Source organism: Rhodococcus sp. ENV425, from assembly GCF_002887785.1.
Lineage (GTDB): Bacteria > Actinomycetota > Actinomycetes > Mycobacteriales > Mycobacteriaceae > Rhodococcus > Rhodococcus aetherivorans.
In genome coordinates, this window is record NZ_PCZU01000043.1 from 56484 (window position 1) to 72767 (window position 16284).

General features: G+C 64.8%; 17 protein-coding genes. 14 read left to right on the plus strand and 3 right to left on the minus strand.

The window, feature by feature from the left end; genetic code table 11:
• Positions 1 to 42 precede the first annotated feature (42 nt).
• The 13 genes from CQZ88_RS03455 to CQZ88_RS03510 all read left to right on the plus strand — a co-directional run bounded on the left by CQZ88_RS03455 (position 43) and on the right by CQZ88_RS03510 (position 11875).
• Positions 43 to 1179 (plus strand): acyl-CoA dehydrogenase family protein, encoded by a 1137-nt coding sequence (locus CQZ88_RS03455; protein ID WP_006941795.1) that lies wholly within the window; start codon positions 43 to 45, stop codon positions 1177 to 1179.
• Positions 1180 to 1211: 32 nt separating this feature from the next.
• Complete coding sequence (locus CQZ88_RS03460) at positions 1212 to 2108, plus strand: SDR family oxidoreductase (RefSeq protein ID WP_006941796.1); 897 nt, start codon at positions 1212 to 1214, stop codon at positions 2106 to 2108.
• A gap of 103 nt (positions 2109 to 2211) precedes the next feature.
• Complete coding sequence (locus CQZ88_RS03465) at positions 2212 to 3024, plus strand: PaaI family thioesterase (RefSeq protein ID WP_102799259.1); 813 nt, start codon at positions 2212 to 2214, stop codon at positions 3022 to 3024.
• Between the two features lie 47 nt (positions 3025 to 3071).
• On the plus strand, positions 3072 to 3344 hold the full coding sequence (locus CQZ88_RS03470; protein ID WP_044476237.1) for a WhiB family transcriptional regulator: 273 nt from the start codon (positions 3072 to 3074) through the stop codon (positions 3342 to 3344).
• Positions 3345 to 3492: 148 nt separating this feature from the next.
• Positions 3493 to 4473, plus strand: coding sequence for a zinc-binding dehydrogenase (locus tag CQZ88_RS03475; RefSeq protein WP_102799260.1), 981 nt, complete (start codon positions 3493 to 3495; stop codon positions 4471 to 4473).
• Positions 4474 to 4579: 106 nt separating this feature from the next.
• The gene (locus CQZ88_RS03480; protein WP_006941801.1) at positions 4580 to 5107 is read left to right on the plus strand and encodes a MarR family winged helix-turn-helix transcriptional regulator; all 528 of its coding nucleotides are present in this window, start codon (positions 4580 to 4582) and stop codon (positions 5105 to 5107) included.
• A 208-nt stretch (positions 5108 to 5315) separates the two neighbouring features.
• Positions 5316 to 6470 (plus strand): acyl-CoA dehydrogenase family protein, encoded by a 1155-nt coding sequence (locus tag CQZ88_RS03485; protein WP_102799261.1) that lies wholly within the window; start codon positions 5316 to 5318, stop codon positions 6468 to 6470.
• A gap of 27 nt (positions 6471 to 6497) precedes the next feature.
• Positions 6498 to 7295, plus strand: a complete 798-nt coding sequence (locus tag CQZ88_RS03490; protein WP_006941808.1) for an SDR family NAD(P)-dependent oxidoreductase — start codon at positions 6498 to 6500, stop codon at positions 7293 to 7295.
• A 153-nt stretch (positions 7296 to 7448) separates the two neighbouring features.
• Positions 7449 to 8771, plus strand: coding sequence for a cytochrome P450 (locus CQZ88_RS03495; protein ID WP_006941809.1), 1323 nt, complete (start codon positions 7449 to 7451; stop codon positions 8769 to 8771).
• 69 nt (positions 8772 to 8840) lie between these two features.
• Entirely contained in the window at positions 8841 to 9158 is a 318-nt protein-coding gene (locus tag CQZ88_RS03500) for a 2Fe-2S iron-sulfur cluster-binding protein (RefSeq protein ID WP_006941812.1), read from the plus strand.
• Between the two features lie 4 nt (positions 9159 to 9162).
• Positions 9163 to 9588, plus strand: coding sequence for a DUF2834 domain-containing protein (locus tag CQZ88_RS03505; RefSeq protein WP_102799262.1), 426 nt, complete (start codon positions 9163 to 9165; stop codon positions 9586 to 9588).
• A 165-nt stretch (positions 9589 to 9753) separates the two neighbouring features.
• Positions 9754 to 9927: a hypothetical protein gene (locus tag CQZ88_RS29730; protein ID WP_006941816.1), complete on the plus strand. Its 174-nt coding sequence runs from the start codon at positions 9754 to 9756 to the stop codon at positions 9925 to 9927.
• Between the two features lie 280 nt (positions 9928 to 10207).
• Positions 10208 to 11875 (plus strand): AMP-binding protein, encoded by a 1668-nt coding sequence (locus tag CQZ88_RS03510; RefSeq protein ID WP_006941818.1) that lies wholly within the window; start codon positions 10208 to 10210, stop codon positions 11873 to 11875.
• Positions 11876 to 12000: 125 nt separating this feature from the next.
• Here CQZ88_RS03510 and CQZ88_RS03515 read toward each other — a convergent pair whose 3' ends face one another.
• Entirely contained in the window at positions 12001 to 12996 is a 996-nt protein-coding gene (locus tag CQZ88_RS03515) for a LuxR family transcriptional regulator (RefSeq protein ID WP_231385945.1), read from the minus strand.
• Between the two features lie 149 nt (positions 12997 to 13145).
• Positions 13146 to 14318, minus strand: coding sequence for a LuxR C-terminal-related transcriptional regulator (locus tag CQZ88_RS03520; RefSeq protein WP_006941822.1), 1173 nt, complete (start codon positions 14316 to 14318; stop codon positions 13146 to 13148).
• A 319-nt stretch (positions 14319 to 14637) separates the two neighbouring features.
• On the opposite strand from CQZ88_RS03520, the gene CQZ88_RS03525 reads away from it, so the two are divergent.
• Positions 14638 to 15939, plus strand: a complete 1302-nt coding sequence (locus CQZ88_RS03525; RefSeq protein WP_029545732.1) for an MFS transporter — start codon at positions 14638 to 14640, stop codon at positions 15937 to 15939.
• Here the strand turns inward: CQZ88_RS03525 and CQZ88_RS32355 are convergent.
• Positions 15866 to 16225: a zinc ribbon domain-containing protein gene (locus tag CQZ88_RS32355; protein ID WP_374703805.1), complete on the minus strand. Its 360-nt coding sequence runs from the start codon at positions 16223 to 16225 to the stop codon at positions 15866 to 15868. The genes CQZ88_RS03525 and CQZ88_RS32355 overlap by 74 nt on opposite strands.
• Between the last annotated feature and the right edge of the window lie 59 nt (positions 16226 to 16284).

A 16284-nucleotide genomic window follows, 5' to 3' on the forward strand; every position in this document is an offset into this window, starting at 1 on the left:
TCCGTCGCCCTCCCCGGTCCTTCACAGAGAGCAGTTGTCGACATGCGCTTCAGCCGAGAACAACGAGAGTTCGCAGTCGCGGTCCGCGAGTTCTGCGACGCCGAGTGCAAAACTCTTCAACAACGCGATGCGCTGACCGAGGGTGGCACCGTGGCCAACAGCCAGGTCATCCTCGACAAGTTTGCGGGGCTCGGCTGGCTCGCGGTGTCGTTGCCCGAGGAATACGGCGGAGGCGGCGCCGGGATGGTCGAGGAGTGCATCTTCCTCGAGGAGACCTCCCGCGGCCTCGCCCCCATCACCGGCTACTCGACCGGCCTGACCGCCGCCCAGACGTACCTGCGCTACGGGACCGAGGAGCAGAAGCGCACGATCGTCTCGAACATGGCCGCGGGCAAGCTCGAGGCGATCGCCCTGAGCGAGCCCGGCGCAGGATCCGATCTCGGTGGCGTCCGCATCAAAGCCGAGCTCGTCGACGACCATTACGTGATCAACGGCCAGAAGACGTGGATCTCCGCGGCCCACGTCGCCGAGCACATCCTGCTGCTCGCCCGCACCGATTCCTCCGGCTCCAAGCACGAGGGTCTGACCCTGTTCATGGTGCCCACCGATACCCCCGGCCTCGAGATCCACGGCATCGCCACCATGGAGGCCCGCACCTGCAACGACCTCTACTTCACCGACGTGGCCGTCCCGGTCACCGCAGTGGTCGGCACCCCGAACCAGGCGTGGCGTCACCTGATGCGCGGTCTGAGCGTCGAGCGGCTCATCATCGCCACGATGTCGCTCGGTGCGGCCGAACGCGCGCTCGACGACGTCATCGCGTTCGTCACCGAACGTGAGCAGTTCGGTCGCAAGATCGGCAGTTTCCAGGCGATCCGCCACCGCATCGCCGATCTCGCCACCGAGATCGCCTTCGCGAAGTCCTTCGTCTACGAAGTTGCCGAACGCATCGATGCCGGTGAGGAGGACAATCTCAACCGTGAGGGCTCGATGGCCAAGCTCAAGTGCACCGAGATCGCGAAGAAGACCACCCTCGAAGCCATGCAGATGATGGGCGGCTACGGCTACACCCGCGAATACGGCATGGAAGAGCAGGTGCGTCGATCCCTCGCACCGACGATCTACGGCGGCACCAACGAGATCCAACGCGAAATCATCAGCAAGAGCCTGGGACTGTGATTCCCGTTCCCCGACCGATAGGACCCGATGGCATGACTACCTCCCCGTTCACGTCCGAGGCCCTCGCCGGCAAGCGAATCCTCATCACCGGCGGCGGAACCGGCCTCGGTCGCGGCGTCGCCCGCCACCTGGTCGACCACGGCGCCGAGGTTCACCTCTGGGGTCGCCGGCCCGCCGTCCTCGAGGAAGCCGCCACCGAGGCGTCCGTCTCGCGGCCCGGCTCGGTCCACTGGCAGACCGTCGATGTCCGCGATGCTGAGATGGTGTCCGCCGCGATGGACGAGATCTGGACCCTGCACGGCCCGCTCACCGGCGTGATCAACAACGCCGCCGCCAACTTCATCGCACCGACCGAATCGCTCAGCCCGCGGGCCTTCGAAGCGGTGACGTCCACGGTGATGAACGGTTCGTTCAACACCACCCACGCCGCCGGTCGACGCTGGATCGAGGGCGGCACGAAGGGCGTGGTCCTGTCCACGCTGACCACCTGGGTGTGGAGCGGGTCGGCGTTCGTCGTCCCCTCCGCCATGGCCAAGGCTGCCGTGCATTCGATGACCATGTCCCTCGCCGTCGAATGGGCGCGCTACGGCATCCGCCTCAACGCCCTGGCCCCGGGACCCATCCCCACCGACTATGCCTGGGAGATGCTCAACCCCACCGACAAGAGTTCGGTCGGCGCCACGCAGGCCGACCAGGTCCCGATGGGGCGGATGGGCACCATCGAGGAGCTTGCCAACCTGACGATCTTCCTGCTTTCGGATGCCTGCGACTACCTCACCGGTCAGACCATCGCCATGGACGGCGGCCAGATGCTCGCCGGACCCGGCACTTTCGCCGGTCTGACCTCCATGACCGATGCGGACTGGGCCTCCGCACGCGAACGCAGCAAAGCCGCAAGCGAGGCCGCCAAGGCCCAGCGCGGCGTCTGAGCTCCCCGCCCGACGGGCCTTACCGCCGGAAATCACTCTCCGGCGGTAAGGCCCTCGGGCGCGTTCCCGCACTCGGCTACACCGCACGGCCGTCAGGAGAGCCATGACCACCGACAACCCCACCGCGCTCCGGTTCTTCTCCACCGGCGCCGAACGGCTGTTTCGAGTCGCCGACGTGACCGGTGACGACACCCACGGGTACACCGAAATGGTCACGGGACCATGGCTTGCCGACAAATTCGGACGAGCGTGCCGAGGGACTCTCGGTGTCGTGATGGACGACGTGATGGGACATCCCGTCAATGGAATGACGCCCGAGGGATTCTGGGCGGTGAGCACGGAAATCCACCTCGACTTTGTAGCGGATCCACCGGTTGACGGCTCGGTTCTGCGCGCCGAGAGCCGGGTTCTCGGTCGAGGCTCACGGACCGGGCTGGCCGGTGGTCGGGTCGTCGACGCGCAGGGCCGCCTGATCGCCTGCGGGTCCACCCGCCTCCAGACAGTGCCGCTCACCGACCCACCGGGCGCACCAGCGGTCTCCCCCGACGATCTGGACTCTCGAGTCCGTGCCCGCTCGATCGTCGAACTGCTGGGAGCCGAACACGCGTGTGGGGCCAGTGGGATCGAGTTCGGCCCGTCTCCGACGCTCGCGAATCCGATGGGCAACATCCACGGCGGTGTGCTTCTGTGCGCCTCCGAGATCGCCGGCTCGGCTGCGCTGGCCATCGACGCGGACTTCCGCACCACTTCGATCCACATCTCGTATCTGCGGCCGTGCCCGTCGGACGAACCCGTCACCTTCGCACCGAAGGTTGTGCACCGCGGTCGCAGCCTCGGAATCGTCGAAGTCTCCAGTCGCAACGCGGCTGGAAAGACGTGCACCACCGCCACCATCACCTACAGCGCCGTCCACTGACCGGCGAGGACACCCTTTTCGACCCGCAACAGCCACAGGGGGTACCCATGACAGCTTCGGTCGTCGTCGCCGGCGCGGACTGGCAGAGGCACGGCCGATGCCGGGATGCGGACCCCTCACTGTTCTTCGGACCGGAGAGCGAAAGCGGTCCCGAACGAGCGCTGCGCGAAACCGAGGCGAAGCGCGTGTGTCGGCGATGCCCCGTGCTTCTCCGATGCAGAAAGCATGCCCTGGCCCACTTCGAGCAGTACGGCATCTGGGGCGGCCTGACCGAGACCGACCGCAAGCGACACCGGCGACCGCTGTGGGGATTCCCGTAGTCGTCGGATGTAGAGCCGGCACGAATCCCGCCCACCGGAATCCACCGGTTCAGCCCTCGGATCGGCACCGGTGACGGTTACAGGCCGACCCTCCCCACACCGCAGGATGCTGCAGTATCGCGCACCAGGTACAACCGAAAGGATCATCGTGTACGCCGTCGTGATGCAGGAGTTCGGAGGACCTGATGTCTTGAAGTGGCAATCGATCCCCGATCCGACCACCGCGCCGGGGTGGGTCACCGTCGAACTGAAGGCGGCCGCGCTCAACTGGCACGACGTCCTGGTGCGACAGGGCAGGTATTCGTCACCCCTGCCGCACATCCTCGGCGCGGACGGCGCGGGTATCCGCACGGACACCGGCGAGGAGGTCCTCGTTCTCCCGTCACTGTGGTGGGGCGATCGCGAAGCCGCACCGGGCGCGCAGTGGGAGATTCTCGGTGATCACCAGCGCGGCACCTACGCCGAGTTGGTCCGAGTCCCGAAGGACTGCGTCGCGCCCAAGCCCCGCACCCTCACCTGGGAACAGGCCGCTGCACTGCCCCTCGTCGGACTCACCACCTATCGCGCCCTGTTCACGCGCGGCCGCCTCCGCGCCGGCGAAAGCCTCCTGGTCCTCGGCGCCGGTGGCGGCGTGGCGACCATGGCCGTGATGCTCGCGGCCGCCGTGGGCGCGCGCGTCACCGTCACCTCCTCGTCCACGTCCAAGATCGCGCAGGCGCAGGAACTCGGCGCGACGAACGGCGTGTTGTACACCGACCCCACATGGCCGGACGCCGCTCGCCGACTCTCACCCCATGGCCAGGGCTTCGATCTCGTCCTGGACTCCGTCGGGACGTGGGAACAGTCCATCGCCGCATTGCGACCAGGGGGCCGATTGGTCGTGCTGGGGGCGTCACGCAGCGAACACGCCACCCTCGACGTCCGCCCGTTCTACTTCGGGCAGTACGAACTGATCGGGACCACGATGGGCAGCCCGCACGACTTCACGGGCCTCCTCCGTCTGCTGGACGCCGAAACAGTCCCCCCACTGCCCATCAGCGCGGTGTTCCCTCTCGCCGAAGCGGCCGCCGCACACAAGCACCTCGAGCAGGGAAGCGGGTTCGGGAAGATCGTTCTCTCGCACAGCTGAGAGCCGTTCGCGCACCGGCAGTCGACGCCCCTGTCGCTATCATCGAATCCCGATACAACTGACTGTCGGTGCGAGACACGGTTCGGCGACGACGAGAGGACGCGTAGTGGCGAGTGAACGGCCGACGCCTGCCCGCGACAGCCGCGACGTGATCGACTGGATGCGCGCCGAGTGGTCGGAACGGCGGGATTCGGCCGAACTGGAGTTCGCCACCACGATGGCCCTACTTCGTACGCATCAGTGGGTCGTCCGCGCCATGGACCGGGAACTGCGCTCACTTCGATTGTCGCGCAACGCCTATCTCATTCTGACGTCGCTGCAACTCTCGGAGGATCGAACTCGCCCACTCGGAAAGCTGAGCAAGTACCTCATGGTCCATCCCACCACGGTGTCGATGGCGGTCGACCAACTCGAGAAGGCCGGCCTCGTCGAACGTCATGCTCATGCGACGGATCGCCGGACCGTCCTCGCCACTCTCACCCCGGCCGGCTTGGACGTGGTCGAGGAAGCGAACGATCGACTCGCCGGCGCCCGGTTCGGTCTCACCTCGGTCGACACCGAGACTCTGGAATCGCTGATCGCACACCTGCAACTCGTCCGCCACGCCGTCGGCGACATCGAGACCGGCCACTGAACGACTGAGCTCCTCGCGGCCGAAGCCGTCGAGTGCCGCGCTCCCCTGCGTCGACCGCACACCTCTTGCCACTTGAACTTTGTCGACCTACTATTCAAACCTAGAGTTCTTTTCGGCAGGGAACAGGTCCACTCGCCTTCACATTGTGCGTCAGCACTTCCCTCGCCGTGATCACCCCCGATCGAATCACGCACAGGAGCACACTCCGATGGTTTCCTTCGCATTCACCGACGAGCACGAGGAGTTCCGAAAGACGCTGACAGCGTTCAGCGACCGCGTCCTCCTCCCCGGCTACCGCGACCGAGCCGCATCGACGGACTTTCCCTTCGACATCCTGAAAAGACTCGGCGACATCGGCCTGCTGGGCATCGGGCTACCCGAGCAATACGGCGGGACCGGCACCGAAGATCCGATTCTGCTCGGAATCGCCACCGAGACTCTCGCATACGGCGACGTGAACATGGCATCGGCTCCCGTACAGATCGGTCTGGTCGCCTCCCAGCTGGCGCTGTGCCGGGACGAGGTCCAGGAGCGTTACCTCCCGCCCCTGATTCGCGGCGAACAGACCGTCGCCATAGCCTTGACCGAGCCGGGCTCGGGATCCGACGCGAGCGCCCTTCGCACCACCGCCACCGCCGTGGAGGGCGGGTGGCGCCTGACCGGTGAGAAGACCGCGATCTCGTGGGCGATGAACGCCACCGCGGCACTCGTCTATGCCCGCGAACCCGGATCGGAGCGGGCGCGGGGCGTCAGCTGCTTCGTCGTCCCGCTCGACGCGGACGGAGTCACACTCAGCCACATGCCGGGCATGGGTTGCCTCCCGCTGGGCTGGGGAAGCATCCACCTGTCCGACGTCTTCGTCCCCGAATCGCATCTCGTCGGCGAACTCGGCAAAGGCTTCCACTCGGTCATGGAGCACTTCGACTTCAGTCGTGCCGCCCTCGGGCTGATGTGTCTCGGAGCCGCGAAACAGAGCCTCGAGGAGGCCGCCGACTACGCCCGGCATCGGGAAACCTTCGGGCAGCCGCTCTCCGAACACCAAGGCCTCGCGTTCCAATTCGCCGAACACGCCACCTACCTCGAGGGCGCTCGCTGGATCTGCTATCGGGCGCTGTGGCTTCGGGAAACCGCTCAACCGCACACCGCCCTCGCGTCGATGAGCAAGTGGTGGCCGCCCGTCGTGGCCAAGAACGCGATCGAGTTCGCCATGCGGGTACACGGAAACCTCGGCTACTCGACCGAATCACCTCTGCAGCAGAGATACCGCGACGTCACCGCCTACCTCGTCGCCGACGGCACGGCCGAGATCCAGAAGCGCATCATCGCCAAGGACATCTTCGCCCGCGGCACGGTATCGCTCTGACCCACCACTCCCGAACGGACTACACGAATGAACACGCGTGACATTGCAGCACCGAAGGAACTGAAGGACAGCAGCGCCCTGGTCGTGGGAGGCACAGCCGGAATCGGCCTGGCGACCGCCGTGGGTCTCGCCCAGACCGGCGTACCGCGGATCATGATCGTCGGTCGCGGATCGCAACGTGGAGCTGCTGCCCGAGAACGCATCTCGTCCGCCAACTCGTCGTGCGACGTGACCTTCCTGTCCGCCGATGCGACCACCGTCGACGGCGCCACGCACATCGCGTCCGAGGCCGAACGGGTCCTGGACGGCGTCGACATCCTGGTCTCCACGACGGCCGCCGACACCCGGCCGGAACTCTTCGCGAACATCCCCACCGACGACATCGCACGCATCTTCAACCAACTCGCACTGCCGTGCATGTACCTTGCGAGCGAAATCGTTCCGCACATGTCTGCAAGGAAGTCCGGGGTGATCATCAACGTCGCCTCGGATGCCGCGAAGACCGCCACGCCCGGCGAAGCGGTCATCGGAGCAGCCAAGGCGGCGATCGTGATGTTCACCCGAACCCTCGCCATCGAAGCCAAACGCAACGGGATCCGAGCCAACGTCCTGACCCCGTCACTGGTCGCCGGCACCGGTTCGACCGAGCGGATCACCTCCGACGGATTCAGCGCCAAACTGTTCGCCAAGGCCGCCCAACAAGCGCACCTCGGCGTCCCCGAATCCGAGGACCTGGCAGCACTCGCGGTCTTCCTCGCCTCCCCCGCTGCACGACGGCTCACCGGTCAGGCCATCAGCGTCAACGGGGGAATATCCGCGGCCTGAGAACTGCCTCCGAAGCGGGGGCAAAACCCCTCACCTGGGTGACGCGACGGCACCGCAATTGCATGAGACTCGAGTCCAGCACGAGAGGACGTGCAACGAGAGCGCCGGTACGTCCTGACACTGTTCAACCCCCACCCAGAGAGAAGGTTGATCATGACGACGATCGAGTCCGCAGAAATTGCATCGATTCCAGACGAGATCGCACGACAGATCGTGCTCCCCGAGGGACACAGCGATGACACGAAGCTGCACGAAGCCTACCGGTGGCTGCGCGAGAATCAGCCGCTCGCGCAGGGACGGGTGGAGGGATACGACCCACTCTGGCTCGTCAGCAAGCATGCCGATCTGATGGAGATCGAGCGACAACCGCACATATTCAGTGCCGGTGGGGGCGAGACCAAGGGCTCCCACAATCCCATTCTCGCCAACCAGGCCGGGGACGAGTTCACAAAGAAGCTCACCGGGGGAAGTCTCCGCATCCTGGATGCGTTGCCCTATCTCGACCCTCCGGAACACACCACCATCAAGGATGTCGCGTTCGATTGGTTCCGACCGGCGAACCTCAAGAAGTGGGAAGAACGCATTCGCGAGACCGCGAAGGATTCCGTCGATCGCCTCGTGTCCGGGAGCCACGATCTGGACGCCGTGCAGGAATTCGCGGTGTTCTTCCCGCTGCACGTCATCATGTCGCTTTTCGGTGTCCCCGTCGAGGACGAACCGCGCATGATGGCGCTGACCCAGGACCTCTTCGGGGTCGCAGACCCGGAAGCGACGCGCGAGGATATCGAAAACGTGTCTCCCGATGCCGCAGCCCAGCAGTGGGCGGCCGCGATCTCGGACTTCTACGCCTATTTCGATGTTCTCGTCGAGAACAGGCGAGCCGAACCGCGAGACGATCTCGCGACCCTCATCGCGGTTGCCAAGGATGCGAACGGCGAGTATTTCCCCAAGACGTTCGCCTACGGATGGTTTGTTGCAATTGCGACCGCGGGCCACGACACGACAGCGAGCACACTCGCGGGATGCCTGCAACAACTGGCCCTGCGTCCCGACGTCCTCGATCGAGTGCGGGGCGATCTCGACCTGGTACCGCACCTGGTGAACGAGGCGCTGCGCATCGTATCGCCGGTGAAGCAGTTCACCCGCGTCGCTCTCAGCGACTACGAACTCCGCGGGCGCACGATCAAAGCCGGCGACCGCCTGATGCTGTTGTTTCAGTCCGGCAACCGCGACGGAGAAGTGTTCGACGACCCCGATACCTTCGACATCGACCGGCGTCCGAACAAGCAGATCGCTTTCGGGTACGGACCGCACATGTGCATCGGACAACATCTCGCGAAGCTCGAGATGCGGGTCATGCTCGAGGAACTGCTGCCGAAGCTTCGCCGCGTCGAGGTAACCGGGGAGCCCAAGATGATCCAGACCAACTTCGTCGGCGGGCTACGGCACCTTCCCGTCCATCTGACCTTCGCCTGACCAGGGGGTGTGCCGAGGCGATGATCGCACTCGGCGCACCACCCTCAAGTGAGAAAGCACCCGGAGCACATGACGAAAGTTACGTACCATCTGCCGGACGGGACATCGGCGCGGATTGACGTCGAACCCGGCGAGACGTTGATGAACGCCGCGTTGCGCAACAATCTTCCCGGCATCGTCGCCGAATGCGGCGGCAGTTGTGCATGCGCGACCTGCCACGTTCACCTCCCCAAGAAGTACAGCTACTGCTTCACCCCACCGACCGACGAAGAGACGGATCTGATCGCGTATCTGGACGCCGCGGACGACGAGTCCCGCCTGTCCTGCCAGCTCGTCGTCGACGACAGCGACAACGAGATTCACATCCGCGTCGCAGACAGTAGGTGAGTCGATGACGACTCGGATGCGCGGGGACACCACGATGAACGTCAGGCACGCCTTCTACCTCGTCGTCGGGATCGCTGCAGTACTCTTGACGTGGCCATTCGCGTTCGACTGGATCGGCGACGGCGGCAACATCCTCAACCCGGTGGCATTCTTCGGTGATGGTCTCGCACCTGGCGGAACAGCTGCCTTCCTGAGTATCGACATGTTGATCGCGTGGACGGTATTCGTTGTGTGGGTGCTCACGGACACCGCTCGGATCGGCATGGGCCGGAAGTGGGGCGTGGTATTCGTGCTCCTGTCCTACATCGGCGTGTCGATGGCCTTCCCTTTCTATCTTATTGCCCGCGAGCGCTTCCTGACTCGCACGACGGCCGGTCGACCGGTGACGGCCGAGGTGCACTCCCCGGGATCCGGTGTGATGCAGGACTAGCAGCCGACAAGACCCTGTGTCGAGCCGAGCTCGACATCGCCGTCCCTCGGAAGGTGCACGACCACCGCCAAGGGACCGACATGGAGGACGGGCGCGCGAACACGTCGCTTCTGCCGCAGAAGTGCGTATTCACAAAACAACTCGAACTGACGACAGGGACCGGCCATGACCGAGAACAACTACGCCTTCCTCATCGGAGGTAAGTGGCGCGCACCCACCTCGCGCGTCATGACCACCGAGGAATCTCCCAACGACGTACACGTGGTCTGGCACGGCCCCGAAGACGCCGAGGCCGACGTGGACGCGGCAGGGCGCGCGCTCGACGATCCGACCGGGTAGTCCCGGCGGGACCGATACACCGGGTGCAGGCGAGCTGGGCCCCGAAGCAGTCGAGGCGTACCTCCCCCGAAGTCGATCTACCTGGGACCACGCGGGTGGGGATGCGGCATATCCGCGCCCACACCCGACGGCTCATCCCATCGAGGCATTTCCTTCGCCCGGAAGGCTGAGATCGCGGCCGAACAGTTCTTTTCCCTCATTCCGGTCGACATCATGATTCGACCACCAACTTGGGCCCGCCTCCCGCTGCGGAGGGGCACCTGAAAGCAAGGATCTGCACATGGATGTCATGGAGCACTCAGGGGCAATCCTCCCCGAGGACCGCTACAGCGCGAGCACTCTGCACGCGTTCCGGTCGCACGGTTACTGGCGCGACGAATGCCTGACCGAGCACATCGACCGCTGGGCGGAGACAGATCCGGATTTCGTCGCCGTCACCGACGGCTACGGCGTGCTCACCCGCAGCGAGCTTCGCGCGCAGGCGTACCGTCTCGCGGCGTCCCTGAGAAAACTCGGAGTCGCCCCTGGCGACCGGGTGCAGGTGCAGCTGCCGAACTGGAACGAATTCGTCGTCATCTATGTGGCCGTGGCCCGGATCGGCGCCGTTCTGGTGCCCACGATGCCGGTCTACCGACATGACGAGGTGCGCTACGTCCTCGAGCACTCCGGCGCCAAGATCTCCTTCGTCACCGAGGAATTCCGCAAGTTCCGCTATGCCGACATGTTGACCGAGGTACGCCGCGAGGTGACCGGACTCGAGCACGTCGTCGTCGTACGCGGGGCGGTAGGCGTTGGAGAGCTCGCGTTCGATTCGCTGATCGCCGGCGACCATGTGCCCGGTAACGACGAGCTCGGATCGCCACCGTCGGCGGATGCCGCCCACGCAATCATCTACACCTCCGGGACGGAATCACGCCCGAAAGGTTGCCAGCACACGTTCAACACCCTGTCCTTCACCGTCTACGGTCTCGGTCGCGAGGTGATGGGCTTGAATTCCGACGATGTGGTCTTCATGCCGTCCCCGGTGACGCATGCGACCGGGCTCGCCGTGGGAGTGGCGACACCGTTGATCCTCGGAAGCGGAATTCACCTTCTCGACGTGTGGGAGCCGCACGAGGGACTTCGACGTATCGCGGAGTACAGGACCACGGTCAGCATGGCTGCGACGCCGTTCCTCCAGATGGCGCTCGGGGCGATCGAGGCCGGCGCAGTTCACGACCTGAGCTCGATGCGACTCTGGGTGAGCGCCGGGGCCCCGATCCCCGAAACCCTACTGCGGAATTGGAAGGCGGCGCTCCCCGATTGCACCCTCCTTCCGGTGTACGGCAGCAGTGAGGGACTTCTGGTGACGGCCGTGCGCGTCGACGATCCCGTCGAGAAGGTGCTCTCCTCCGACGGGCGGGCTTTCGACGGTGTCGATCTCGAGATCCGCGACGGAGAGGGGACCGTCCTGCCGGCAGGCGAGGAAGGTCAGATCTTCTACGGAGGACCGGGCATCTTCCTCGGATACTGGCGTGATCCCGAGCGCACGGCCGCGGCGGTCGACGGCCGGGGATTCCTCGCGTCCGGTGATCTCGGCCGCGTCGACGCGGACGGCTATCTCCGGGTCACGGGACGAATCAAGGACCTCATCATCCGGGGAGGCATGAATATCTCGGCACGGGAGGTGGAGGAGCACCTCTTGGCACATCCGCGGATCATTGCGGCAGCGGCGGTGTCGATGCCTGACGCCCGCCTCGGCGAGAAGGTGTGCGCCTTCATCGTCGTCAACGGCTCCGCGCCGACTCTGGAGGAGGTGGCCGACTTCCTCCGGAACGAACGCAAGGCCATGATGCAGAAGATTCCGGAAAAGCTCGTGGTTGTGGATCAACTCCCTACCACCGCGACCGGAAAGATCCAGAAGTTCCTCCTCCGCAAACAGGCAGCCGAATCGGTTGCCGACGCCTGATCGGCTACCGCCGCCCGGGGCGGCTCATCGGGAGCCGACCTCGGACGGCAGGCCACGAAGGAGTCGTGCACTTCGAGATCGCTGGCCGCCGCGTATCTGCCCGTCAGCGAAAGGACTCGAGCTGCCTACCGCGAGCCTGTCATCTCGAGGTAGCGGTAGATGGCTTCGGACCGATTCATCGCGCCCAGTTTTCGGAGAATCTTCTTGACGTGTGTCTTCACCGTGAAGATGCTGATCACCAACTCCTCGGCGATGTCGGCGTTGGAGGCGCCCCGGACAACCAGTGCGAAGACCTCGCGTTCACGAGCAGTCAGAGAGCCGAGCACCGGGGTACCCAGGTCTTCGTTCAAGCCCCCCGCCGGCGCGACGGCCCACCGAGTGGAGTTCTCGTCGACGAAATGCACATCGGCATGCTCGAGAAGCTCGGCTTCCCTGGCCTCCTGCTGCAATCGTTGGACTATCAGATTCTTCTGTTCGCTGAGGCAATCGGCGAGCATCACCCGTTCGAACAGCGTTCCGGAACTTCGCGCGAATGCGCCAACCACATCTCGTACCACCGCATCCAACGCTTCACCGGTGGTGCGACTTCCGTGCACGAGCCCGATCACACCCGTCGACACGGTGATCGGAGCCACCACGTACGAGCTCGAGGCGAGCATCTGCGCAACCTCCGGGCTCGGTCCGATGTCGGCGTCCGATCCGGCGAGTACCGCCGACCGTGTCTCCCAGGCCCTGCCCTCGGCCGATTCGGAGGTGAGGGGTAGGGCGTGCGGCAACTGGAGTACCTCTTCCGTCCTTGCCACGCTGTAGAGTTCGAGCGCTGTCCACGTTCCGTTGTGTACCTCGGACAACAGTATTCGGTCGAGGTGGGCGGTGTGCGCCACTTCTCGGCAGATGAGTTTGCGGAGACCGGCGACCGACTCGGCTCCGCGAAGACGACGGATCGCGCCGGCGAAGTCGTGGGGAGAGAACACATGTTCCGGTCCGGAATGCTCCGCGCGGATTCGCCGGCGCAAGTCCTGGAGATCGACGATGAGTCGACCGAGTGCCCGTTGCCGCTCGGGGTCGAGTTCGGTAAGCACGGTGAACGCAGATTCGGTGGCTTCGTCCAGCAGTGTCACTCGAGTGTCGAGAGATTCCGACCGAGTCTTGCAGGTACGCGGGCCGACGCCGTAGGTGTTCCGGAGCTGGTCGAGGAGGGCGATGACGGCGTGTGACAATTCGCGGTCGACGGCGGCCCGGGCGGCTCTTTGCCCCTGAGATTTCTCCTTCATCGCTGTCGTCGAGCCTGGCCCGAGTAGAGAGCAGCCGCGGCAGCGCGCGTAGGTGCGTGCAGCTTCTTGAGTACCGCTTTCACGTGCGATTTCACGGTGCCCTCGGAAATGACCAGCGCTCGGGCGATCTGGCTGTTCGTTGCTCCGGTGGCGAGATGGGAGAGGATCTCGCGTTCCCGGAAGGTCAGTACCGAAGCCAGTTCGACCACATGGTGGTCGTCGGGCTTGCCATCGGCACCGTCCGCCGGACCTTCGGCACGGCGGGAGAGAATCGCGTCGGCCTTCGAGATCCGATCGAGCATGGCCTGAGTTGCGTCGAACGACTTCTCGATCCGTGCACGCTGTAGTTGTAATCGATGCTTGAGAACGGCCTGTTCGTAAATGATCGCCAGGATGGTTGCGAACGTGTCCAATCGGTCTCGATCACCCGGGTCGAGCGCATCGGTCGACCCAGGACGATCGGCATGGAGCAGCCCGATGACCTTTCCCCCGGACATGACCGGCGCAGCAACGTACGCCGACGTCCGGGACGCACTGACCATCTCCTTGTGTGTGCGGTTGTCATCGGCCGGGGCCGCAACCAGCGCCGGAACCCGTCGACGTACCAGCTCGGTTTCCAGAGGTGCCTCCACCAACGAGAGTTCGGCGGAGTCTACGTAGTCGGAGAAGTCCAGTGGGGAGCCGTCGAGTTCGGGCCGCAGATAGAGGCGGCGCGGCTGCCACCGAGTGCCCGACACCGCGGAAATCAACGAGCGTGCGAACGGCAACGCGGTGCAGACGGCCTCTGGAGCCGACTCGATGATCTCGCGCGGCGGAAGCTCCCGAAGTTGGAGTGCCGCGTCGTGCACCTCGACCACTTCGGCGACAGGACGAATCGCCTCGACCTTGGCGAACTCCTCCTCGAGGTGTTCGATGCGGACGAGAACTCGACACGCGTCCTCGATGTCCGTTCCGGTCACCCGTCCCTCGGTCAGCGCCCTGGCGAGTCGACGCCGTGCCATGGCCAGCGACACCGACAGGGCGGAAGAGGACAGGGCGGAAGAGCGCATGTCGCAGGATTGGTCGCCCAGCAGTTTGCCGGCCGTACAGAGGCACTCGGCGGCTCGCTCTACGAGATACGTGAAGTCATCCGACTCACCTTCGCATCGCATCCCGACCTCGTTGTCCACGGCACTCCCACCTCTTTGTGATTGAAATCACCGATCGATTGTACCTAGACCGAGGCCCTACAGTCCAATGGTATGACCTATCGAAGGAACTCCGGAGGACTTCCGCTGGATCAGCGGCCCACCCGGGCTCCGCCCACAGGAGCACGCTGCGCCGCATGTGCAGCACGATGTTGCCTCCTGTCCCACGTCATCCGAACGCTTTGGACTGTCCTTTACATTGGACTGTCCTTATGTTCTCATCGTGTGACGGAGACCACTCCTCGTGGTTCCGTGCGCAGCATCGCCGCCCCGACCACCGATATCAATCACAGGAGCTTCCATGAGCGCAGTCGGCACGACTGGGTTGCAGGCGCCCACGCGGCACTTGAATCGCTGGTGGTACGTCATCACCGGCTTTGTCACCCTGTTGTTCGGCACCAGCACGGTCAACGTTCTGTTCAACGTCCTCGGCAAGCCCATGACCGAGGAGTTCGGATGGGACCGCAGCGTCATCGCCAACGGCCTGTCCATCGAGACGGTGATGGTCGGAGTCAGCATCGTCATCCTCGGCTTCCTCATCGACCGCTACGGTCCGAGGATGCCCTCGGTACCGATGGCCTTGGCGTTCGGAATCGGCCTCATGCTGATGTCCGCACTTCCGAACAACGAAATGCTCTTCTTTGCCCTCTGCATCGTGATCGGTGCCGGCGCGGGCGCCGTGAATCCGGTGGCGCACTCCACCGTGGTCAGCGCGTGGTTCCAGGATCGCCGTGGCATGGCGCTGGGCGTCCTCATGGCCGGTCTCGGCGCCTGCGGGGTACTGATGCCCTATCTCGCGAACTGGGTGCTGGGCATGGGTGGCTGGCGCCTCGCCTTCCTCGTCATCGGCGCCGTGTGCACCGTCATCCCGGCGTCGGTCTACGCATTCGTCACCCGGATGCCCGCCGAACACGATGCCGAGCGCGCAGCCGCACGTCTGCAGGGCCGGATGGCCGGGGAGTCCCTCCTCACCGTGGCGCGGAAATACCGACAGTTCTGGCTGCTCTCCGTCGCGATCTTCGTGGTGTCCTCGGCCACCTTCGGTCTGATGTCACAGGTCGTGCCGATGACCACCGACAAGGGCATCAGCCAGGGGGCTGCCGTTTCCATCCTGTCCGTACTCAGCCTGGCGTCGATCTCCGCTCGTCTGCTCGTCGGCTACCTGCTCGACCGGTTCTACGCTCCAGTCATCGGCTCGATCATCTTCGCTTTGTGCGCAGTCGGAGTCTTCCTCATGATCACCTCGTCGGAGATCGGCCTGCTCTTCGTGGGTTCCGCGTTGATCGGCCTGGGTTTGGGATCCGAGGGCGACCTCGCCGCCTACATGGTGAGCCGATACTTCCCCAAGCACTCGTACGGTCGGGTGCTGGGATTCATCTACTTCCTCTACGCCCAGGGTGCGGCATTCGGCATCTTCCTGCTCGGACAGATCTACGGAGCCACCGGGTCGTATCGCGCCGGTGCCGTACCGATCATCGTGCTGGTCGGTATCGGGATCGCCTGCCTGCTCATGATGGGCTCCTACCGCTTCACCCTCGACCACAAACAGGTCGATGCTGTTGAAGAAGCCCGGGAGACGATGACATCGCCGGTTTCCACCTGATACCCCGCCGACCCGAAGGAGCACGATTAACGCCCCTCCTTCCCGAAGGCAGGAGATTCCCGACTCGGACCGCAACCGCACCACCACCACCACCACCACCCGGAGGGAGGTGATCCGTTTGACTCACGTCGTCGACACCGGTGTGGCCACGCTCCGCCACAGCCAGAACCACTCTGGCAGCGTTCCGGTCCCGGCACGCGGTGTGCCCGCATGCTCGGCATCGGAAAATTCGTTCCTCGAGTCCGAGGGGTTGCTTGGCTCTTGCGAAACACCTCGAACACGTCATGGTCGTGTACGCGGGCCGCACCAACACCACCGCCGCACACCGTTTCCGGTGCCCGTGAT